Origin of the sequence: Streptomyces sp. 378 (genome assembly GCF_030124145.1) — a bacterium.
Lineage (GTDB): Bacteria > Actinomycetota > Actinomycetes > Streptomycetales > Streptomycetaceae > Streptomyces.
On record NZ_JASKMS010000019.1, the window covers coordinates 38,893 to 59,923 of the forward strand.

16 protein-coding genes, 1 tRNA gene and 4 pseudogenes are annotated in these 21,031 nt (G+C 67.8%); 8 read left to right on the forward strand and 13 right to left on the reverse strand.

The window, feature by feature from the left end; genetic code table 11:
- Positions 1–27: 27 nt before the first annotated feature.
- The 6 genes from QNO09_RS24315 to QNO09_RS24340 all read right to left on the reverse strand — a co-directional run bounded on the left by QNO09_RS24315 (position 28) and on the right by QNO09_RS24340 (position 6,163).
- Positions 28–1,521 carry a penicillin-binding transpeptidase domain-containing protein gene (locus tag QNO09_RS24315; RefSeq protein ID WP_283972369.1) on the reverse strand — a complete coding sequence of 498 codons (1,494 nt, stop codon included), beginning with the start codon at positions 1,519–1,521 and terminating at the stop codon, positions 28–30.
- Complete coding sequence (locus QNO09_RS24320; protein ID WP_283972370.1) at positions 1,518–2,882, reverse strand: FtsW/RodA/SpoVE family cell cycle protein; 1,365 nt, start codon at positions 2,880–2,882, stop codon at positions 1,518–1,520. The genes QNO09_RS24315 and QNO09_RS24320 overlap by 4 nt, the downstream gene beginning before the upstream one ends.
- 52 nt (positions 2,883–2,934) lie before the next feature.
- Positions 2,935–3,327 carry an SH3 domain-containing protein gene (locus QNO09_RS24325; RefSeq protein WP_283972371.1) on the reverse strand — a complete coding sequence of 131 codons (393 nt, stop codon included), beginning with the start codon at positions 3,325–3,327 and terminating at the stop codon, positions 2,935–2,937.
- A gap of 114 nt (positions 3,328–3,441) precedes the next feature.
- Positions 3,442–4,689 carry an ATP-binding protein gene (locus tag QNO09_RS24330; RefSeq protein ID WP_283972372.1) on the reverse strand — a complete coding sequence of 416 codons (1,248 nt, stop codon included), beginning with the start codon at positions 4,687–4,689 and terminating at the stop codon, positions 3,442–3,444.
- A complete protein-coding gene (locus QNO09_RS24335; protein ID WP_283972373.1) occupies positions 4,686–5,420 on the reverse strand; it encodes a hypothetical protein in 735 nt (244 codons plus the stop codon). Before QNO09_RS24335 ends, QNO09_RS24330 begins: the two co-directional genes overlap by 4 nt.
- 239 nt (positions 5,421–5,659) lie before the next feature.
- Positions 5,660–6,163 carry a protein-tyrosine phosphatase family protein gene (locus tag QNO09_RS24340; protein ID WP_283972374.1) on the reverse strand — a complete coding sequence of 168 codons (504 nt, stop codon included), beginning with the start codon at positions 6,161–6,163 and terminating at the stop codon, positions 5,660–5,662.
- Positions 6,164–6,282: 119 nt separating this feature from the next.
- Here QNO09_RS24340 and QNO09_RS24345 point away from each other — a divergent pair, with 119 nt between their 5' ends.
- Positions 6,283–7,086: a nuclease-related domain-containing protein gene (locus tag QNO09_RS24345; RefSeq protein ID WP_283972375.1), complete on the forward strand. Its 804-nt coding sequence runs from the start codon at positions 6,283–6,285 to the stop codon at positions 7,084–7,086.
- A 157-nt stretch (positions 7,087–7,243) separates the two neighbouring features.
- Here the strand turns inward: QNO09_RS24345 and ligD are convergent, their stop codons facing one another.
- Positions 7,244–8,125 (reverse strand): non-homologous end-joining DNA ligase, encoded by an 882-nt coding sequence (gene ligD / locus QNO09_RS24350; protein ID WP_283972376.1) that lies wholly within the window; start codon positions 8,123–8,125, stop codon positions 7,244–7,246.
- A 63-nt stretch (positions 8,126–8,188) separates the two neighbouring features.
- On the opposite strand from ligD, the gene ku reads away from it, so the two are divergent.
- Both ku and QNO09_RS24360 read left to right on the forward strand, forming a co-directional pair.
- Positions 8,189–9,208: a non-homologous end joining protein Ku gene (gene ku, locus QNO09_RS24355; RefSeq protein WP_502962340.1), complete on the forward strand. Its 1,020-nt coding sequence runs from the start codon at positions 8,189–8,191 to the stop codon at positions 9,206–9,208.
- Positions 9,209–9,332: 124 nt separating this feature from the next.
- A pseudogene (locus QNO09_RS24360) lies at positions 9,333–10,212 on the forward strand (MBL fold metallo-hydrolase).
- A gap of 291 nt (positions 10,213–10,503) precedes the next feature.
- Here the strand turns inward: QNO09_RS24360 and QNO09_RS24365 are convergent.
- The 4 genes and pseudogenes from QNO09_RS24365 to QNO09_RS24380 all read right to left on the reverse strand — a co-directional run bounded on the left by QNO09_RS24365 (position 10,504) and on the right by QNO09_RS24380 (position 12,979).
- A complete protein-coding gene (locus tag QNO09_RS24365; protein ID WP_283972377.1) occupies positions 10,504–10,959 on the reverse strand; it encodes an Asp23/Gls24 family envelope stress response protein in 456 nt (151 codons plus the stop codon).
- A gap of 115 nt (positions 10,960–11,074) precedes the next feature.
- A pseudogene (locus QNO09_RS24370) lies at positions 11,075–11,170 on the reverse strand (IS5/IS1182 family transposase); the annotation flags it as partial.
- A 139-nt stretch (positions 11,171–11,309) separates the two neighbouring features.
- Positions 11,310–12,185 (reverse strand): helix-turn-helix domain-containing protein, encoded by an 876-nt coding sequence (locus tag QNO09_RS24375; RefSeq protein ID WP_283972378.1) that lies wholly within the window; start codon positions 12,183–12,185, stop codon positions 11,310–11,312.
- On the reverse strand, positions 12,182–12,979 hold the full coding sequence (locus QNO09_RS24380; RefSeq protein WP_283972379.1) for a peptidoglycan-binding protein: 798 nt from the start codon (positions 12,977–12,979) through the stop codon (positions 12,182–12,184). Before QNO09_RS24380 ends, QNO09_RS24375 begins: the two co-directional genes overlap by 4 nt.
- Before the next feature lie 320 nt (positions 12,980–13,299).
- On the opposite strand from QNO09_RS24380, the gene QNO09_RS24385 reads away from it, so the two are divergent.
- Positions 13,300–13,773 (forward strand): peptidoglycan-binding domain-containing protein, encoded by a 474-nt coding sequence (locus QNO09_RS24385; protein WP_283972380.1) that lies wholly within the window; start codon positions 13,300–13,302, stop codon positions 13,771–13,773.
- 261 nt (positions 13,774–14,034) lie between these two features.
- Here the strand turns inward: QNO09_RS24385 and QNO09_RS24390 are convergent.
- Together QNO09_RS24390 and QNO09_RS24395 are read right to left on the reverse strand one after the other, a co-directional pair.
- Positions 14,035–14,142, reverse strand: a pseudogene (locus QNO09_RS24390) (DNA-binding protein); the annotation flags it as partial.
- A 1,185-nt stretch (positions 14,143–15,327) separates the two neighbouring features.
- A tRNA-OTHER gene (locus tag QNO09_RS24395) sits at positions 15,328–15,406 on the reverse strand.
- A gap of 291 nt (positions 15,407–15,697) precedes the next feature.
- Between QNO09_RS24395 and QNO09_RS40030 the strand changes: the two are divergent.
- From QNO09_RS40030 to QNO09_RS24410, 4 genes and pseudogenes are all read left to right on the forward strand, one after another.
- Positions 15,698–15,928: pseudogene (locus QNO09_RS40030) on the forward strand (DUF1156 domain-containing protein); the annotation flags it as partial.
- Between the two features lie 90 nt (positions 15,929–16,018).
- Entirely contained in the window at positions 16,019–17,689 is a 1,671-nt protein-coding gene (locus tag QNO09_RS24400; RefSeq protein WP_283972381.1) for a hypothetical protein, read from the forward strand.
- A gap of 27 nt (positions 17,690–17,716) precedes the next feature.
- Positions 17,717–19,054, forward strand: a complete 1,338-nt coding sequence (locus tag QNO09_RS24405) for a hypothetical protein (RefSeq protein WP_283972382.1) — start codon at positions 17,717–17,719, stop codon at positions 19,052–19,054.
- A 3-nt stretch (positions 19,055–19,057) separates the two neighbouring features.
- Positions 19,058–21,019 carry an SNF2-related protein gene (locus QNO09_RS24410; protein ID WP_283972383.1) on the forward strand — a complete coding sequence of 654 codons (1,962 nt, stop codon included), beginning with the start codon at positions 19,058–19,060 and terminating at the stop codon, positions 21,017–21,019.
- Positions 21,020–21,031 lie beyond the last annotated feature (12 nt).

Sequence of the window (21,031 nt, forward strand, 5' to 3'; positions counted from 1 at the left end):
GGAGATCCTCCTCCCGCCACCCCCGTCTCATCCACCGGTCGGCCGCCAACCGGTGGACGGCTCAGGGGATTTCAGCACCGCCTCCATCACCGCCCGCGCGATCGGTGCCGCGTCGCCGCCCCCGCTGATCTCCCCGCGGTCCGCCTCGGCGTCCTCCACGACGACCGCGACCGCCACCCGCGGCGCCAGGTCCCGGTCGCCCTGCGCCCAGGAGATGAACCAGGCGTACGGAGTACCGGAGTTGCCGAGGCCGTGCTGGGCGGTGCCGGTCTTGCCGCCGACCTTGGCACCGCGGATCGCCGCGTTGCGCCCGGTACCGTTCTCGACCACGTCCCGCATCATCGCCCGCAGCCGGACCGCGGTGGACGGGTACATCGCCTGGCGGATCGCCCGTGAGCCGGCCGTCGCGAGGGTGCCGCCGCCCGGCCGGATCGTGCGCTCCACCAGATAGGGGTCCCGTACCTGGCCGCCGTTCGCCACGGCCGCCGCGACCATCGCCATCTGCAGCGGTGTGGCGCGGGTGTTGTACTGGCCGATCGACGACAGGGCCAGCTGGGCCTTGTCGAGGGTGGTGTCGAAGGTGGACCGGGCCACCGGGAAGGGAATCCTCAACTGCCCGTTGTTGAAGCCGAAGGCGTGCGCCGTGGCCGTCATGTCCGTGACCCCCACCTTCACACCGAGCTTGGCGAACACCGTGTTGCAGGAGAAGGCGAAGGCCTCCCGCACGGAGGCGTCCGCGCAGCCCTTCGACGCGTTCGTCAGGCGCGTGCGCGTCCCGGGCAGCCGGTAGGGGTCGGGGGAGTCGGTCGGCGCTTCGAGGTCGGTGACCACACCGGCGTCCAGCGCGGCGGCGGCCGTGACGACCTTGAAGGTCGAGCCCGGCGGATACGTCTGCCGCACCGCCCGGTTGAGCATCGGCCGGCCCTTGTCGGCGTTGAGCCGCGTCCAGGCCTCGGCCGCAGCGGAGCCGTTGCCGGCCAGCGGCTGCGGGTCGTAGGACGGGGCGGACACCAGGGCGAGGATCCGGCCGGTCGACGGCTCCAGCGCCGCCACGGCGCCCTTGCGGCCGGCGAGCCTCTGGTACGCCGCCCGCTGTGCGGCCGGGTGGAGCGTCGTGACGACGTCCCCGCCGGCGTTGCGGGCGCGCGTGAAGTCGTTCCACAGCGGGAACGGCGCGAGCATCGGGTCCGCGCCGGACAGCACGCCGTCCTCGGTCCTCTCCAGCAGAGTCGTCCCGTACAGCTGCGAGGCGAAGCCGGTGACGGGGGCGTACAGGGGCCCGTCGGCGTAGGTCCGTTCGTAGCGGAGGTGCTCGCGGGTGTCCCTGGACCCGGTGACGGGCCGGCCGCCGACCAGGATGTCCCCGCGGGGCAGCTCGTAGCGCGTGATGTCGGGACGCCGGTTGGCCGGGTTGCGGTCGTACGCGGGGGCCTGGACGACCTGGACACGGGCCGCGTTCAGCAGCAGCGCCACCAGCAGCAGGAGGCAGAAGTATCCGGCGTGCCGGATGTGCCGCGTCACCGGACGCCCCGCCCGTCGTGACTGCGCCGGGCCGAGTCGCTCACCCGCACCAGCAGCGCCACGATCGCCCAGTTGGTGACCACCGACGACCCGCCCTGGGCCAGGAACGGCATCGCCATGCCGGTCAGCGGGATCAATCCGGTCACGCCTCCCGCGATCACGAAGACCTGGAGCGCCACCAGTGAGGCGAGGCCCACCGCGAGCAGCCGGCCGAAGGGCTCGCGCTGGTCGAGACCCGCCCGGAAGCCGCGCTCCACCAGCAGGGCGTAGAGGAGGAAGACGGCGCAGAGACCGGCCAGGCCGAGTTCCTCGCCCGCGGTGGCCAGGATGAAGTCCGACTTCACGGCGAAGCCGATGAGGAACGAGTGGCCGAGTCCGAGGCCGGTGCCGAGCATGCCGCCCTCCGCGAAGGCGAACAGCGACTGGGCGAGCTGGTTCGCGCCCTCGCCCGCCTCGATGGAGGCGAAGGGGTGCAGCCAGGTCTCGATCCTGCTGTGCACGTGCGGCTCCAGCCGGCCGACGGCGACCGCGCCCAGCGCGGCCAGCAGTAGGCCGACCGCGATCCACCCGGTCCGTCCGGTCGCGACGTAGAGGAGGACCACGAAGAGGCCGAAGAAGAGCAGCGAGGTGCCGAGGTCGCGCTCCAGGATGAGCACGCCCACGCTCACCAGCCAGACGGCGACGATCGGGCCGAGCACGCGGCCGGTCGGCAGCTGGAGCTTCCAGACGCGGCGGCCGGTGTAGGCGAGGGCGTTGCGGTTCGCCGCCAGGTACGCGGCGAAGAACACCGCCAGCAGCACCTTCGCGAACTCGCCCGGCTGGATGGAGAACCCCGCGATCCGGATCCAGATGCGGGCCCCGTTCACCGCCGGGAAGAGGATCGGCAGGGTGAGCAGCACCAGGGCCGTGACCACACAGACGTACGTGTAGCGCTGGAGGACCCGGTGGTCACGCAGCAGCAGGACGACCAGGATGAACAGCGCCACGCCCAGGGTCGACCACACCAGCTGGGCCGGTGCCGCCCGGTCACCGGGGGTCTCCAGGTCGAGCCGGTAGATCAGCACCAGGCCGAGCCCGTTGAGCAGCACCCCGATCGGCAGGAGCAGCGGGTCGGCGTACGGGGCCCGCAGGCGTACCGCCAGATGGGCCAGCAGCGCCAGCACGCCGAGCCCGGCGCCGTAACCGGCGGCACCGGGCGGAAGCGCTCCGTACCGGGCCAGGCCGACGGCGCAGTAGCCGTACACCGACAGCAGGACGGCCAGCACGATGAGGGCGAGTTCGACGCCCCGGCGCCGGGGGAGGGGGCGGACGGCGGGTGCGGGCGGGTCCGCCGTCGCCACGGTGATTCCGGCCTTGCTCATATCCGAAACCTACCCAAACAGGGCGTCTTATCTGCCTTTGGGTGACGGAGCGTCAGCACCGACGGGGGGCGGGGCCGATGGTGTCGATGTATCGGGCCGCGCCCCAGGCCCAGGTGCCGTCCGTCAGGAGGTACCAGAGCGGATTGCCCTGGACGGTCTCGCCGCCCGTCTTGCAGTAGATCCTGACGACGTCGCCCCGGTGGGCGTAGCGGATGATCTGCGAACCGCGGTTCGGGGCGCTGCGCAGCGCCAGGGTGTCCGCCGTGACGACCCCCTGGTGAAGGCTCGGGTCGTGCTGCCCGTTCCCGCCGCTGGGGTCGTGGTGGCTGTTGCCGTTGCCGCCGCTCGGGTCCCAGTCGTCGTACGCGGCGGCGGGCGTGACGGCGGCCGCGGCGGCGAGGAGTCCGGCGGCAGCGGCTATGCAGATGCGGAAACGCAGGGACATGGGAGATACCTCCATGTGGGGGCGGAAAGGCCGAAGCTGACCAATCGCCACATTAGGAGCGCCCGGCAAACCCCGCCCCTCACGCTGGGCCATAGGAGGACGTGCCCCGAACCCTCACTCCGCCGCCAGTCGCAGGGTGGCCACCGCCCCGCCCTCCGGCGCGTTCGCGAACTCCAGCCGCGCCCCCAGCACCTCGGCCTGCCCCGACGCGATGGTCAGCCCCAGCCCGTGCCCCCGCGTGCCGCCCTCCGTGCGGAACCGCTGCGGCCCGTGCGCGACGAGGTATTCCGGAAACCCGTCCCCGTGGTCCCGAACGGTCACCACCGGCCCGTCCACGGTCACCACCACCGGCCCCCGCCCGTGCTTGTGGGCGTTCGCGACGAGATTGCCCAGCACCCGCTCCAGCCGCCGCCGGTCCGTCTCCACCGCCACGTCCCGTACGACCCTGACCTCCGTGCCGTTCCCCGCCGCCCGCACCGCACGCTCGGCCAGCGGCCCCACCTGCTCGGTGTCCAGCTCCACCCGCTCCCGCCCGGTGTCCAGCCGCGAGATCTCCAGCAGGTCCTCGGTGAGGGTGCGCAGCGCCGCCACCCGGTCCCGGACCAGCTCCGTCGGACGGCTCGGCGGCAGCAGTTCGGCCGCCGCGTGCAGGCCGGTCAGCGGCGTGCGCAGCTCATGCGCGACATCCGCCGTGAACCGCTGCTCGGCGAGCAGCTTGCCCTGGAGCGAGGCCGCCATGGAGTCCAGCGCGGCGGCGACCGCGGCCACCTCGTCCGGCGGACCGGACTTCGTGCGGTGGCCCGAGCGGGGGTCGTTCACCCGGGCGTCCAGGTCGCCCGCGCTGATCCGCCGGGCCACCAGCGCCGTGGTGTGCAGCCGCCGCGTCACCCGCGTCACCGCGAACGCCCCGACCAGCAAGGTCACCCCGATCGCCAGGCCCGACGACCACACGATCGCCCGGTCGAGGCCGTCGATCGTGCGGGCCTGCTGGGAGTAGTCGACCGCCACGGCCAGCGCCCGGCCGCCGTCCACGGGAGCCGCCGCCCACATCGCGGGGCGCCCCGCGCGCTCGGCGACCATCGTGCCGCGGTCCCCCGCCACCGCCAGCTCCCGCAGCTCACCGGGCAGTCCCGGCGGATCCACCCCGGCACCCCGCCGGAGCGTGTCCCCGGCCTCGTACCGCTCCGTCGCCTGCGTCAGCCGCTGCAATGCCTGGTCACGGGCCTGGCCGACCGTCTGGTTCGTCACCTGCACATGGACCAGGACGCCGAGCAGCGCCGCGAGAGCGCAGCACATCACCGTGATGAAGGCGGCGGCTTTCGCGGCGAGCGTCCCGGACCACGGGGGGAGCAGGGGCCTCATCCGCCACTCGCCGAGGGGGAGACGGTGGGGGCCGGAGGGCGCGGCGAGTGCTTGCGCGGACCGGTGCGCAGCATCTCGTCGTGGGTCAGCAGCATGGCCCGCTGGTCCCGGTCCCAGGTCCACTGCAGGCGGTACTCGTACCCCGCCACCTCGGACGGCGAGCGGATGACCAGGGAACGCCCGGCCAGCTCGACACCGCTGAGGGCGTCCTCCCACGCCATCACCTGCACCAGCCGGTGCCTCTCGACGGTGTAGACGCGCACGGCGGTCGTGCTGCCCGGCAGCAAGGGGAAACCCAGCGTCAGGTCGTCGCGCCCGTCGCCGGTCAGGTCCCGGTAGTACGGCCTGAGCACCGGGCACTTCCCGTGCCCCGGGCCCTTCGCACAGTCGGCCATCCGGCGCCTCGTGGCGCGGTAGGGCGCCTTGTCGCCGTCGTAGTCGCCCGGGTTCCCGGCGATCTCGGCCCGGACGATCGCGACCGGGTCGACCCGGCGGATGTCGTCGCCGGGGACCTTCACCCCCTCGACCACCTCCGTGTTCACCTCGCCGATCTCGAAGGCCGGGCTGGACGCCGGGGTCAGCTCCGGCCAGAGCCTGGCAGGCCCCCGCGCCGTCGGGGCCGACCCCGCGCCCTCCAGACCGCCGGCGTCCCCGCAGCCCACGGCGGTGGCCAGCACGAGGGCGACGACGGAGAGGCGACGGGCGGCCCGTCCGGGGCGGGTGAGGGGCACTGCACTCCTGGCGGTTCGTGGGGATGACGCGGCGGACACACGACGGACGCGACCGTCGGCCGCGTACACCTTATTCGCGGGGAAGTCCCATTTGCGCGGGAGGGCGGCCGTTCGCGGCAGCCGGAGCCGCAGCCGGAGCCGCTGCCGCTGCCGGAGCCGCAGCCGCGCGGCTGTGTGGCGCGAGCTGCTCGGTGAGCTCGTGCGGTCCCGGTCTGCTCGGTGAGCTCGTGTGGTCCGTTCTACTCGGTCAGCTCCTCCAGCAGCCGGGCCGTGGCCAGCCCGGCCCGCAGGTACGCGACGAACAGGTCGTTGTGCAGCGCCCAGGGCGACCGGCGGGCCCGGATCAGCCGGATCGACGCCTCGGCGGAGCTGCCCTGGCGCATCAGCGCGTGCGCGACGACGAGGCCGGAGCGGTTGTACCCGTGGTAGCAGCGGACGAGGACCCTGTGGCCCTCGTCCAGCGCCTCACACGCGGCCTCGGCCAGCCGGATCACACCGGCGAGCTGCGTCCCGTCCAGCGGCCCGTCGGGGATGGGCCACACATGGTGCCGCACACCCGGATCCGGCCCGTGCCCCGGCAGCCGCAGCAGCGTCTGCACGAGATCGAACTCGTCGCGCACGACGGCGAACTCCAGCTGCCCCAAGGCCCCCGTGAACTCGTGACCGCCCATCCAGAGCCCTGGGACGACCTCGCTCCAGGGGCTCTCCGGAGCGGGTACGTCGGCTTTACTGCGGGTACGCAAAGGCGCCTCCCCACCATCACCGCCCGAGGGTCCGCGGGCAGGCCCAACTCCTCTCAAAGGTAACTGGGTTCTTGCCCCCGCAGCACCCCGCCTGTTCCCATGGACTGGGGTGATGGTGCATGAACGGACTGCGCGTCATACCGACCTGGCGGCACGGCCGGGAGCGGCTCTACGTCTGCCTCCCGGACGGCAGGAACATCGCCTGGTACGACCGCGAGGCGGCCCGGGTGAACCTGCTGGGCGAGGACCACGAGGACGACGTCCTGCGGGCGCTCAGGCCCTTCCTCACCGGCCAGGTGACGGTGGGACCGCCCCCCGTGCCGACCCCCGCCGAACTGGCCCGCCTCACCCTCCACCCCGACGACGACCTGGCCCCCAACCGCCCCGGCGAGGCCCTCCTCGTCGCCCTCGACCGCGACCCCGGCCCGAGCCACCGGCTGCGCCCCGACCCGCGCCGCAGGGCCCTGGCGGCCGAGCAGACGGTCGGCGACGCCCTGGACGGCCTCGACGGCGCGGGCTGGCACGCCCTGCACTCCGTGCCGCTCCCCGGAGGTGACCGCATCCACCACCTGCTGATCGGCCCCGGCGGCCTCTACGCCGTCCACACCCTCTACGCCCGCAAGCAGCGCGTCCGGATCACCGACCCCGTGATCACGGTGGCCCGCCGCGATCCCGACCCGCTGCTCCGCCGCCTGCGCACCGACGCCGACCGCGCCTCCCACGCCCTGACGGCGGAGGTCCGCCCGGTACTCGTCCTGGTGGACCCGGCGGGGGTGTCCGTCCCGACCGCCCCGCGAGCGGTCCAGGTCCTGACGGCCACGGAGGTGGAGGCACTGGCCCACCGGGGCGGGATCCTGAAACCGGCGGATGTGGAGGCCCTGCACGCCATGGCCCGGGACCGGAACACGTGGGCACGGGTGTGAGGGAACAGAGGGACGCGGGCGGCCCGACCGCGTAGTGACGCAGGCGCCCTCCATACCGGGGCGATGCACGGCGCCGCCCCGTGCGGGTCGCAACTCCCTCGCCCCAAGGCCTCCGGGCCTCCGGCTGACGCCGCGCCTCGCCCCACCGCCTGTGCCGCTACGGCAGGGTCCCGGCCGCGTCCGCGTCCAGCAGCGGAGCGAGCAGGTCGCCGTAGTCCTGGACCCGCGGGGCGATGTCCCCGGCATGGAAGTCCAGCCGTCCCGGCGCGTGGCACTCCTCGATCTCCGCCCAGGTCACCGGCGCCGAGACGGTCGGTTCGGCGCGGGCCCGGAGGGTGTAGGGGGTCGCCGTCGTCTTGCGGGCGGCGTTCTGGCTCCAGTCGACGAAGACCTTCCCGGGCCGCAGACTCCTGGTCATCCGGTGGAGCGCGAGCCGGGGCATGGCCTTCTCGGCCTCGACCGCGAGTGCCTTGGCGTACTCGGACACCCGCTCGGAGGACGACCCGCGCACGGCGGCGAGCAGGTGCAGCCCCTTCGAGCCGGAGGTCTTGGCGTAGGTCTCGATGCCGTCCCGCGCGAGCCGTTCCCGCAGCCAGAGCGCCACCTCGCAGCACTGCACGATGCTCGCCGGCGCCCCCGGATCAAGGTCGAAGACGATCCGGTCGGCCTCGTTCGGCGTATCGACGAGCCACTGGTGGGTGTGGAACTCGGTGACGAGGTTCGCCGACCACATCAGGCTCGGCAGATCCTGCACCAGGACCATCCGCGAGGGCCCCTCCACCCGAGGCACCTCGGCGGTGGTGACCCACTGGGGCGTACCCGGCGGCACGTTCTTGGTGAAGAACACCTGCCCGTCCTGCCCGTCCGGGTACCGCAGGAAGGACACCGCCCGATCACGCAGATGGGGCAGCAGGACCTCGGCGACGGTCGCGTAGTAGTGCAGCACCTCGCCCTTGGTGAAGCCGGTGGCGGGATAAAGCACCTTCTCCAGATTGCTGAGAGGGAGCCGTCGCCCCTCCACCTCCGTGATGGGCGCCATACGATAAGAATCCCACGCAAACCGTGACGAACACTCCCGAGCGTGACCGGAAGGGTGCTGCACGTGAGATCCATTTGGAACGGCGCCATCTCGTTCGGCCTGGTCAGCATTCCGATCAAGCTGGTCAACGCGACCGAGAGCCACTCGATCTCCTTCCGCCAGATCCACACCGAGGACGGCGGTCGCATCCGCTACCGCAAATTCTGCGAACTGGAGGACCGCGAGGTCACCCAGGGGGAGATCGGCAAGGGCTACGAGGACGCGGACGGCACGATCATCCCGATCACCGAGGAAGACCTGTCCAGCCTCCCCCTCCCGACGGCCAAGACGATCGAGATCGTCGCCTTCGTCCCGGCCGACCGGATCGACCCGCTCCAGATGGACGCCGCGTACTACCTCCAAGCCGGCGGCACCCCGGCGGCGAAGCCGTACACCCTGCTGCGCGAGGCGCTGAAGCGCAGCAACAAGGTGGCGATCGCCAAGTTCGCCCTGCGCGGCAGGGAACGCCTGGGCATGCTCAGGGTCGTCGGCGAGGCCATCGCCATGCACGGCCTGCTCTGGCCGGACGAGGTCCGCGCCCCCGAGGGCCTGGCCCCCGACACCAACGTCACCATCCGGGACCAGGAACTCGACCTGGCGGACGCGCTGATGGACACCCTCGGCGAAGTCGACCTGGAGGACCTGCACGACGAGTACCGCGAGGCCGTGGAGGAGGTCATCGCCGCCAAGGCCGCCGGCGAGGCCCCGCCTCAGTCCCCCGAACCGGCCACGGGCGGCAAGGTCCTGGACCTGATGGCGGCCCTGGAGAGCAGCGTCCGCGCGGCCCGCGAGTCCCGGGGCGAGGAGGGCGAGCACGCGGAGGTCAAGTCGCTCCCGCAGCGCAAGACGGCCCGCGCGGCCCCCAAGGAGAGCGGCGGCAAGAAGTCGACGTCCACCGCGAAGAAGACGGCGGCCAAGAAGACCACGGCGGCGAAGAAGTCGACGGCCAAGTCGGGCCAGGGGACGGCCAAGAAGACGACGTCGAAGAACACCGCGAAGAAGACGACGGCGAAGAAGTCGGCGTCCCGCAAACGCTCGGCCTGACCCTCTCGCTCCACGGATACTCCGCCTCGGAGGGAGAGGCGCACTCCACCGCAGGGCGAGACCGCAGGGGGAGACCGGAGGGGAGACCGGAGGGGGGACCAGAGGGAGAGACCGGAGAGGCACCATGCCGCAGCGCCCGGACCACCACACCGACGACGCGATCGACGTCCACTTCATCGGCAACGCGACGGTGCTGCTGTCGTACGGCCCGCTCACCCTGCTCACCGACCCGAACTTCCTGCACCGCGGGCAGTACGCCTACCTCGGCTGGCCCTCGCGGCGGCGGTCCCACGGCCTGCTGAGCCGCCGTCTGACCGAACCGGCCCTCGATGTCCACGAGCTGCCACGCCTCGACGGAATCGTGCTGTCGCACCTGCACGGCGACCACTGGGACCGTCGTGCACGCCGGCACCTGGACCACACCGTGCCGATCCTGACCACACCGCACGCGGCCCGCCGCCTGAGGGTGGTGCACGGGTTCCACCGCACGGCGGGACTGCGCACCTGGAAGGCGCTCACCCTCCGGCGTGACGGCGCCCAGGTCACGATCACCGCCCTGCCGGGCCGGCACGCAGGCCACGCCCTACTGCGCAGGATGCTGCCGCCGGTGATGGGAAGCATGCTGGAGTTCGGCCCCACCGGGGGGCCGCCCCGCATGCGGCTCTACCTGTCGGGCGACACGTTCCTGTACGACGGCCTCGGCGAGATCACCGAACGTTTCCCGTCCGCCGATCTCGCCGTGCTCCACCTCGGCGGCACCCGCCTGCCCGGCGGCTTCGTCGTGACCATGGACGGCCGCCAGGGCGCCGAACTGGCCCGCCGCCTCGCCCCCCCGGCTGGTGCTGCCCGTCCACTACGGGGACTACACGGTGATGCGCTCACCCCTGTCCGCGTTCCTGGCCGAGGCCGACCGCATCGGCCTCGACGAACGAATCATCCACTGCGGCCACGGTGAACACGCCCGCGTGCCGTGCGCTCCCGGGGAGCCCCCGGAGGTCTACTGACCCCGGCCTTCCGGCGCCTTCCGGCCTCTCTGGCCTTCCGGCGCCCGCCGGCCCTCCGGCCTTCCGGCGCCCGCCGGCCCTCCGGCCTTCCGGCGCCCGCCGGCCCTCCGGCCTTCCGGCGCCCGCCGGCCCTCCGGCCTTCCGGCGCCCGCCGGCCCTCCGGCCTTCCGGCGCCCGCCGGCCCTCCGGCCTTCCGGCGCCCGCCGGCCCTCCGGCCCTCCGGCCACCCGCCGGCCCTCCGGCCCTCCGGCCACCCGCCGGCCCTCCGGCCACCCGCCGGCCCTCCGGCGCTCAGGCCACCCGCCGGCCCTCCTGCCCGTTCTCGTCCTCCTCCTCGTCATCCGGCAGATGCACGTCGCCGACGGCGATGTTGACCTCCACGACATCGAGGCCGGTCATCCGCTCCACCGCGTTGATGACGTTGGTCCGGACGTCGGCGGCGGTGTCGGTGATGGCCGCGCCGTACTCGACGACCAGGTCGAGATCAACGGCGGCCTGACGCTCCCCGACCTCCACCTTGACCCCCTGGGTGACCCCACCGCCCCCGCCCCCGCCCGGCACCCGCTGACGTACAGCCCCGAAGGCCTTGGACATGCCGCCACCGAGGTGGTGCACCTCGGGAATCTCCCGGGCCGCCATGCCCGCGATCTTCGCGACGACAGGATCCGCGATGGACGTGCTTCCCCGGGCGCCGGGAGCAGCCGCTCCGTCCTGAGATTCGTTCTTGCGCTGAGTGGTCTCCGTCATGACCGTCACCTCGATGATCGGTGAGGGGATGAGCAGCATCGTTCTCTTCCACGGTAGAACAATGGTGCGTATGGGGCGAAAGTGCCGTCCTGTTCCCCTGCGGGCGTCACCCTCCCCGGGTGCCGAGAGCACGGTGATGCTGCCGCAGACGGGCGGCCAGGAAGCGAAGGGCAGAGCTGGAGACATCGACGCCGAACGGGCAGACCATCACGCGAAACCTCTGGTGGACACGGTTCCCTTGCTCGAAAACCCGTCGACCAGGGGCTTCACCTCGGTAGCGTCAGGCCAACGGGCAAGCTGCCGAAGCAGGTTGGAAAGGCAGTGTGGAAGCTGCTCGCGAGGGCCTGACGCTACTGAGGTGAGGACGGCCGGGTCGTGGCGGCGGCCCCGCCCACGCGGGCCTCGAAGCACTCGCGTTCGCCGTCGGCCGACGCCGGCCGGAAGCAGGCCCGGACGATGCTGCCGACACGCACTTCGGTCATCTCGGTATAGATGAAGGTTGCCGCGTCCTCCTTGTTCCTGATGCGCACGCCGTGGGTCGGGCCGCCTGCCGTGACGTCCACCCGGTCGCTGATCTCGGTCCCCCAGGTCCGGGCCCAGCTCGCGCCGCACTTCTTGCTGTAACGCAGCTCGACGTGGGCGCCGGTGGCCGTTCGGTACGAGGCGAGGGTGTCTGGGCCGACGCCGCAGATCAGGCGCATCGGGTCCCGGCCCTCGCAGGCGGCTCCGCGGCATTGGGGAGCGAGGGAGAACGGGACGGAGGCCGGCAGCGCTTCGTCCTCCTGAGCCTCCGAGTCCGGCAGCAGGATGAACAACAGGCCCGCGACACCACCGACGATCACGGTGTACGCCGACGCCAGCACCACCAGGAGCCTGCTCCTGCGGCCGCGCAGCAGCCCGGCCGCGGAGGGCGGTGGCGACTCCTCGGGCTGCGGTCGTGGCGACTCGTCCGCGGGAGGCGCGGGGGCGGGCGCGGGAGCCACCGCGCGTCCGCTCCAGTGTGACTCGGCGATCTCCCACAGGGCCAGCAGCCGCCCGTCCGGTTCGTTCGCGAGCCGGCACAGTTCCCGTACGGCCTGGCGAGGAGGCAGGCTCTTGCCGTTGAGGTAACGCTCCCACGAGGACTTGCTGTACGCCGTTCGCTCCGCCAGCGCCGCCAGGCTCAGCCCCGCACCGGCCCGCAGCTCCCGCAACGCCGCGGCCAGCCGGGGGAGTTCCGTGGTCACTCGGACGCCGCTTCCCGTAGGGCCCGCCAGGTGCGCGGGCCGATGACCCCGTCCACGACCAGCCCGCTCCGCTTCTGCATGCGCTCGACCGCTCGCCGCGTCTTCGGGCCGAAGACGCCGTCGATCTCCCCTGGCGCAGTGCCCGCCCGGCGCAGCAGGCACTGGGCCTCGGCCACTTCGAGCCCCACATGGGTGTTGGACAGGGGGATGTCCGTGGTCCGGCTCAGGCCCGCGTACCAGCGGCCGTCACGCTGTTCCAGCCGGCAGGTGTAGATGACCGGCACCAGGGACTCCGACACGGTGGCCGGGGCCGCCGCGACAGCATCGCCGCGGTCACGCGCGAGCTGGGCACGGGCCTCGGTGAGCCGCACGGCCAGCAGGAGCGCCGCGGAGACGGACAGCACCGTGACCACGGCTCCCGCCATGACCGCGGCGCGCAGGTGACGCCCGTACGGCTGCCGCTCCGTGGGGGTGTGTGCCGGTGTCGCGGAGAAGTCCTCGGGGGCGTCGGGGGTGACCACCCGTCCCTCCGCCCAGCGTTGGGCGGCGACCTCGTGCATCACCAGCAGCCTGTGCGGATCGTCACCGCCGACGCGGGCCATCGCCTCGACGGCCTCCCGGGGCGGCAGAGACCTGCCGTTCAGATATCGCTGCCACGACTTCGCGCTGTACCCGGTCCGGTCGGCCAGTTGACGCGCGCTCAGTTCGCTGTGGTCCTTCAGCCTGCGCAGTCGCACGATCAACTGGTGGACGTGTGGGTGCAGTTCCGCGGGCAGTTCCTTCCAGCGCGACACGCTTTCCCCCCACTCGCGTCACGGACCTCGGGCCCGGCCCGTGTCCCGGTCTCATTCTGCATCAGCCGTGACGGGAATCGCAGTGCGGGCCTCGCCCCGGCGCGACTCCGCTCTGGCGCAGAATCAGCGTCCCCTCTCGTCACAGTCCCGTCGCATGGGCTCGGCGGGCGACATCTCAGCAGGTCAGCGGGTGGGACGTCCCGGGATGAGGTCACTTCTGCGCCAGCTGTGGCCGACGGTCACGCCGAACCCGCAGTCTCGTTGCGGAGCCGGCCCACGTGGTCGGCCCCGCCCATCACACGTCAACCGAGGGGAACAGCATGCGAGCTCTCACGAAGGCACTCGTCAGTGTCACCGCCGCGGTCGGGATCGCCGCCGGCGGCCTGGCCACCGCGGGCACGGCCATGGCGGCTCCCGCGCCGGTACAGCGGCAGGCGGTGAGCGGCGAGGTCACAACGCTCGCGGTGGTCAACCTGGGGCTGAACACCACCCGGGCCAAGCACTGGCAGTGCTACCTGCGCAACGTGGGCCCGGAATACAACCCCGGCACGATCGACGGGCAGCTGGGTACCAACAGCTGGAAGGCGGCACAGAGGCTGTTCAGGGACCTCGACTTCTACAACGATTCCATCGACGGAGTCGTCGGACCCAACACGATCACGGCGCTGCAGCGCTTCCTGAACTGGATCGACCAGTACACCGGCGACGACTACAACCTGGCCGTCGACGGGAAAGCCGGACCGGCGACCAAGGGCGCGTTCTGGGACTTCAACGGCCGGAACTTCTGCGCCTGAGCGACCGCCGCGGCGCGTCCCCTCGTGCAGGAGGGGACGCGCCGCTTGGGTCCCTCCGGTCCACTCGGTGATCCGGACGGCACGGCCTGGCCCGTCCGGTTCGACGTCCGCCGCGACCGCCCCGACGCACTCGCTCAGCGCCGAGTGCAACGTGGATGCGCATGAGCGAACCGTGTACGGGCTGACGCAGCCTGTCCCGTCATAGATCTCACGAGCGTCGCTACACCGTCGAATCCTCGTCGGTAACCCACTGGGTGCCGGTCAAATCTTGATGACGGTGGCGCGTCCACCGCAGAGGGCGGTGAGGTCCTCCGGGGCGGAGGTCAGGATCGTGACCGGGGCGGGGGCGGCGAGGGCGGTGGCGCTGAGCAGTGGCCGCAGGTCGCGGCGAAAACCCGCAACGAGATCAACGACGCACTGTGCGCGATCACTCAGGCGATGCTCCGGAACGTACGAGGCCGCCCCAATGACGAGTTGCTGCGGCCAGGGCTGCGGGACTGGGCGTTCGTCGTGCTCCGGCCGGAGCTGCGTATGGCGCCCGCCGGCGTGCGTCTTGCTCCGCGCTGGGCGGAGTGGACGTCACGCCCCTTGGCCGACCTACCCGGTCGTCATGCGGGCGGTGATGCAAGCCCCGTAGCTGAAACAGGACGGCACGATCGCAGCCGCCGAGACCCAGAGGCACAAGCGCATGTCCCTCGTGAAGCAGCACGGTAAGCGATCGAGCGGGGCGGACTCCGCACCGACCCGATGGCCGCCATCAACGGGCGGATCGCCAAGACCGTAAAGCAGGCCGATCCACGGGTAGTCGCCAACCCCACCCAGGCGCGCTCCCTGTTGTGCGCTCTCTCCTACGTCGGTGGCTACCGGCGTGCCCGCGGACGGCGGTTGGTCGGCTTGCTCGCTGGCATGTACTACGCCGACCTGCGGAGGTGGTCGCAGTGTCCCTGCCGGACTGCGTTCTGCTTACGGAGGGTCGGGGCTGGGCGATCCTGCACGTCACTCGGCCCCTGGCGGGCAAGTGGACCGACACCGGACGTCTCCATGACGAGCGGCGGTCTGAGAGCCGCCAGCCGGGCGGGACCCGACCGGTGCGCTGCCGCCCGAGCTGGTGATGCTGTGGCGGAGAGCATCCAGACCTTCGGCACTGCCGAGGACGGACGGCTGTTCTTCAACGAGCACGGCGGGCATCGTAAGCTCCAACACCTACTACGGGGTCTGGCATGAAGCCCGTGCCCTTGCCCTCCCGTCCGATGTGGCGGACTCACCGCTCGCGGCCCGCCCGTACGACCTCCGCCACTCGGCCCTGCCTACCTGGCTGAATGCCGGAGTGGATCCCACCGCGGTCGCCGAACGCGCCGGCAACAGCGGTGAGGTCCTCATGACCCGATACGTCAAGTGCCGGACAAATGGGAATTCACCGGTTCGGTGTTGTGAAGCCTCTGGCCAGCATGCCCAGGGCGTCGGGTGATGACGACCAGGTTGGCCGTTGCGGTTCTGGCATGCAAAAGAAAGGCGCTGATCTGCACCTCTGCAGTTCAGCGCCTTGATCGGGAGTGCCCCGGGCAGGATTCGAAACCTGCGCACACGGCTCCGGAGGCCGGTTCTGCATGCGGTGTTCGCCCTGGTCACCGGCCTGCGTTTGGGGGCACAGGCAGCGCCTGTCCACAACTGGTCCACGCTCCGGCGAGTCACGATCGCTGTAGGCGTTGCAGCTGTCAAGCATGGTGGCCCCACCACAGAGCACGCCGCCGACGTGCTGGTCACAGGGAGCTGACCAATCGTGGCTTGCACGTGGCCTTACCAGTAGGGGTATGCCTGCGAAGGTGATCTCCGACCAGGTATCCTACCGCGCGAGAGCGCTGTGCGGCTCGGACCGTGACGGCATCTGGAGGTCCCGTCAGGTAACACTCTAAAATGGGGAACAATGACTCTCGATGTCGCAGCAGGAACCCAACTGAGGTTCGCAGAATACCTTACAGATCTTTCGAGCGTTCCCGAAACGGGAGCATCCCTAATTGAGTCGTGGTTCCCTGCACGCGCGCTTTCGCAAGTGATCGCTAAGGACCGACGAGTCCGCGATTCGGCATATGCTGGTCATCGATGGTGGGCGCGCCGACCGCCGGCGTTGCTTCGCGCCCTCCTCCTCGCAACCGCCCTGCCCTCCGGTGTAAGCGAAGAACAGTTCTGGGAACGATACGCATCGGAAGAGCCTCACCTTCTAGGTAAGACTGTATATGACCCCTTCATGGGGGGCGGATCCACACTGGTGGAAGCGCAGCGGCTTGGTGCATCGGTCATGGGATCAGACGTAGACCCTATGTCTGTCCGCATTGTAAAGGCCGAACTCGCGCCGGTCGACGGTAAGAAGTTGCGTGATTACGGCAAGCTGCTCTTGGCTCACCTGCAAGCGAATCTCTCGTGGCTTTATCCCTCGGAGTCAGCAGCAGCGCCCCTACATTACTTCTCAATTGCTGAAGTGCAGTGCCCTGCTTGCATGGAAGCTGGTCCGCTCTATCGGAACCTAATCTTGGTGCGCGATCCAAAGAAGGTTGGCGCGGTAGTCCGTGATCATGCGCTTACTGTCTTTTGCCCGCTCTGCTGGAAGCTGCACTACCTTAACTCTCCTGATCGCAAGGTGTTGCGGTGCTGCGATAAACGGTTCAAGATTGCCGAAGGAACATACCGCGCTGGCGCGTATCACTGCCCATCATGCGGGGTGGCTTCCACGCACCGCGATCTTAAGACGGGCATGGCAAAGCGGCGTATCGTGGCCGTCGAGGAAACGAAAGCTAATGGCCGTCGAAACCTACGAATGCAGAGTGGTCTCGATGAGTCCGTTCAGCTAAAAGCAGCAAGGGAGTGGGCATCCCAACGTGATTCCCTGCCGCATCCTAAGGGGGAGATTAGGGCTATTCGCTCTGACGAGCGGCCTCGAAGCTATGGCATCAAGGCATACGAAAACCTTTTCACGCACCGACAGCTTTTGGTTTTGGGGCACGCCCTAAAGTGGATAGAAGAAAATGTCCCGGAGGAGGATTTTCGCGCCGCATTGGAACTGGCGGTGTCAAATTCGCTATCAACGAATAATAAATTGTGCGGGTACGCGACAGACTACGGGCGACTGTCAGCTCTTTTCTCCGTGCGTGGGTACTCCCTTCCCGCACTGACAGTGGAGCTGAACCCGCTCCATGAGACTGGTGGACGCGGCACTCTTGCAGCTTGCATTGAGCGTGTCGCAAAGTCGGACGCCGCGAAAGTTCGGCGACATGCGTGGGACACTCAGACGCGTAGGCCCGTGCCGAATCTTTTCAATTTCTCACGTAACCATGGGTCTTCCTGGGTAGGCCTCAAGAATGCCGCCTCGACCTCAGCTCCGGAAGCCATAGAGATGATTGACATCGCGGTATTCGATCCTCCCTATTTCGACTTCATTGCTTACGACGAGCTGTCCGAGTTCCACCGTGCTTGGTTCGGGGAATTGGATCTCGCAGGTGAACCGTTGTTGCCGAAGGCAGAAAATCCCGTCCAATCCTTCGGGGAGCAGCTAGGTGCATCCTTGCGTGAGATGGCTAAACGAGCTCGGGGCTCCAATCCTTTTGCTTTCACCTACCACTCGGCTAATCCCGATGCGTGGGAGGCAGTGGGATTGGCCTTGGACTTTGCACAGCTCGCGGTGACAAGGCTCTGGCCCGTGCGAAGTGATGGACACATGGGCCACCACAGCAATCCCGGAAATTGTGAGTGGGATGTCATCGTTGTCTGCCGACCCAACAGGGATACGGTCAAGCATAAGCTTGAAGATACAGCCAAGGGTTGGGTTTCCGACATGGCGCCGCTAGATGTGAATGATGCAGACGTTCGGAACTTTACGTTCGCACTAGAAATGGCGAAACCGCGTTTCGCAAAAGTTTTTTAAGTTCGCCGAAATGCCGCTGGGGGGATCATGCGTAACTCGAAAGAGCGCATCCACTACATTGACGAACGCAAGAAGCCTGTTGAGCGCAGCGCCCGAATCTGGGTGCAGGGCGGGTGGAAGGATTTCGCGGTCTACGAGGTACCTGTAGATGCGCTGCTATTGAATGCGGATAACCGCCGCTTTCGAGCGGAGAAGATGTGGGCGCAAGAGCATCTAGGGCGGGAACTCGACCCTGAGAATAATCCAGTTGACGAGCTGTCCATCGCCTCCCTTCTTCTGGACGTCTCTCACAGAGTTGAGGGCGATAGGGTAGTTGGGAAGCCCAGCGGCAACTATGAAGCCCTCAAAAACGACTGGGTACTGCGAAAGCAGGAATCTCCGCTCTGGATTAGGCCAGATGGGACCGTCCGCAACGGCAATCGCCGCCTTTCTATGATCAAGAGGCTGCAGACGGAGTTTGGCTCCTCCAGTTTTGATGTGGTCGAGGCGATCATCCTTCCCGAAAGCATGATCGACGAGCCGTCATTGCTGGAGATGGAGCAGCGCGAGCAGCTGACGGAAAATTTCAAGGTTCGGTACAACGATATTGACTACCTCCTGGCTCTCCGTGAGGCTGCGGAGATGCGGGAGATTCAATGGCATGACCGTGAGAACATCGAAACCGTTGCCGGCCAACTTCAGAGCATGGTTGAGAAGTCTAAGGGAGAAGTTGTTCGTGACTTGTTCGCGGTCAAGTATATGGATCTTTTTCTCGAAGACTCAGAACAGCCTGGACAGTATCATCGACTGCTGAAGACCTTGGAACGCTTCCGGGATATTGGCCGCATGATGATGCAGGTCGAAGAGCAGTATCCTCTGGAGGCCGCCGAAATCCTGCAGACTCTCTTTGCTGCCGTCCGTTCTGGTAAGGGGCACCTGGATATCCGCATGATCCGCGCGATGTTCAAGTCGGACAGAACGCGGTTCGACAAGTTGGCATCAACGGTGGCGGAGGCTGAAGCCAGCTGGGACACGACAGCCGGGCCGACTCTCTCAAACCCACAGCCGTCCACTCTCTTTGATGTGGGTGTCAGTGACGACGAAACGGATACTGACGGCGAGGGACCTGGTCCTGACGTTGCTAATTATCCCAAGGTTGAGGTCAGTACCGCCATCGACCTGGCTATCGACGGTTTTTCGGCATCTCAGCAGGACGACGTCGCTCAGGTCCTGCAAGAGGTCTGGAATCGTCTTGAGGTACTCACCGATGGAGATCGGCTAAGCGCAGCCTCGACAGGCGACGACAGCTCGGCAGTTCGAAAGAGTCTTGGGAGGATAGTCGAGTGGGTTGATGCGAATAGGCATCTGGTCGAGTCGGCGGAATAATTCATGACCGAGTCAAAGAAAGTCTCACTAGAATTTGTGGACGACGCTGTCTTCGTCCGCGGCGCCGTACTAGCTGGTGATCGTAGAGCTCGCCTGTTTTTCCGTAGTATCCTCGGGGCCACCGTGCGCGATGGCGGCTACCTGTGCCCACGTCGGCGACTGAGCAACCCTGCGCTGGTTCTAAAGATTTATGACTGGCTACTCGCCAATGGCTACGAGGCTGAAGGCGCTGGCGAGGTTAAGACAACGGTCAGTTCAGAGCTAGAGCGCCGAGTCAGTTTCGCGCGCACAAGGGATGCGGCTCAGAAGCAGAAAGCAGGGGACGCCGGCTACGACTTCTCGCGTGTCGACTCGGCAATGCAGAGCTTCGGCTGGTCAAGTAATCGCAAGCTTCGGCAGCATCAGAGAGTGGGTGTGGCACACGCCCTGACCGCGATCAACGTCGGTAATTTCTCAGTTCCCGGCGCAGGCAAGACGACAACCACCCTCGCTACGGCAGTCACCCATCTCCAAACGGGAACTATTGACCTTCTCGTAGTCGTCGGCCCCCTGGCATGCTTTGATCCTTGGGAGAAGGAAACACGGATCGCCGTTGGCTCATTGATCAAGGCTCGAAGGGTCCGAGGATCGGCGCGTCAGCGGCAAGCCATCTACCAGCAGACAAAGCCTAGGGACTTGTTGCTGCTGAGCTACCCAACGGCGGCTGCAGATCAGCTGACGCTGCTTGACTTGTTCAAGCGCCATAACGTCATGCTGATCGTTGACGAGTCACACCGGGTGAAGAGGTTCAAGGGTGGAGTTTGGGCACCAGCGCTAGTTGAGCTAGCGAAGAGAGCCACTGTGCGCATGGTGCTTTCGGGTACCCCTATGCCGCAGTCCGGAAAGGATCTCTACACACAACTCAATATCTTGTGGCCAGATGGTCAGCTTACTGGCACCAGGGATGCCTTCGCGGCCCGTATTGATAGCGATTTCGACGAAGTCGTACGCAACGTTATGCCTTTCGTGTCCAGGACTCCGAAAGTTGCCCTAGGGCTTCCGCCGTACCGAATTCATCATCACTCGGCTGAGCTAACGGGAACGCAAGCCGAAATTTACGAACTGATTGAAAATCGCTTCCGTCAGAGAATCAAGGACGCTGCAACGTGGAAAGACAAGATTGATAGCCTCCGCCGAGGGCGTCCGATACGTCTCCTGCAGGCTGCGGCCAACCCGTTGACGTTTTCCTCTAAAGATTCCTACTTTCGGCTCCCTCAGATGGATGACTCCTCTCCAACGTTGATGGAGCGCCTTGCAGATTATGGATCATCTGGTGAACTGCCAGCGAAATCACTCGCGGCTATTGACTTGATTAAGTCCATCGCCGACCGAGGGGAAAAGGTCGTCTGTTGGAGTAACTTCGTTCCTAACTTGGATCATTTTCGCATTCTCGTGAGTGAGAGCCTGAATATCCCCTGCTACCAGGTCGATGGGCGCGTGCCAGCAGGTCGGGATGCACTGCACGCTGGCAGCAGTCTGGAAGCCGAGGTGCCGGGAGATGCGGATACCCGTGAGTCAGTGATCGAGAGATTCCTGCGAGAGCAGGGCCCCGCAGTTCTTATCACGAATCCGGCCTCGTGCTCTGAATCTATCTCACTGCACAGTTCGTGCCACAATGCAATCTACCTGGACCGGACCTACGACTGCGCTATGTTCTTGCAGTCCATTGACCGGATTCATCGATTGGGATTGCCTCCCGATGTTACTGTGAATGTCCACATCATTGACGCTCGCTTGAACGGGCGCGATACGGTCGATGCATTGGTTGAGAACTCTCTAGCATCTAAGGCCCGACGAATGCAGCAGCTACTGGAAGGTGCCGAGCTACTTCCGATTAATCTCTCGGACGAGCCTGCGGTGGATGCCGAGGGAACCGAGGCTGATCTTGAGTCGTTGTTGCGCTACCTGTTGGGGCGAGGCGAGTGAGTTCGCGCGACT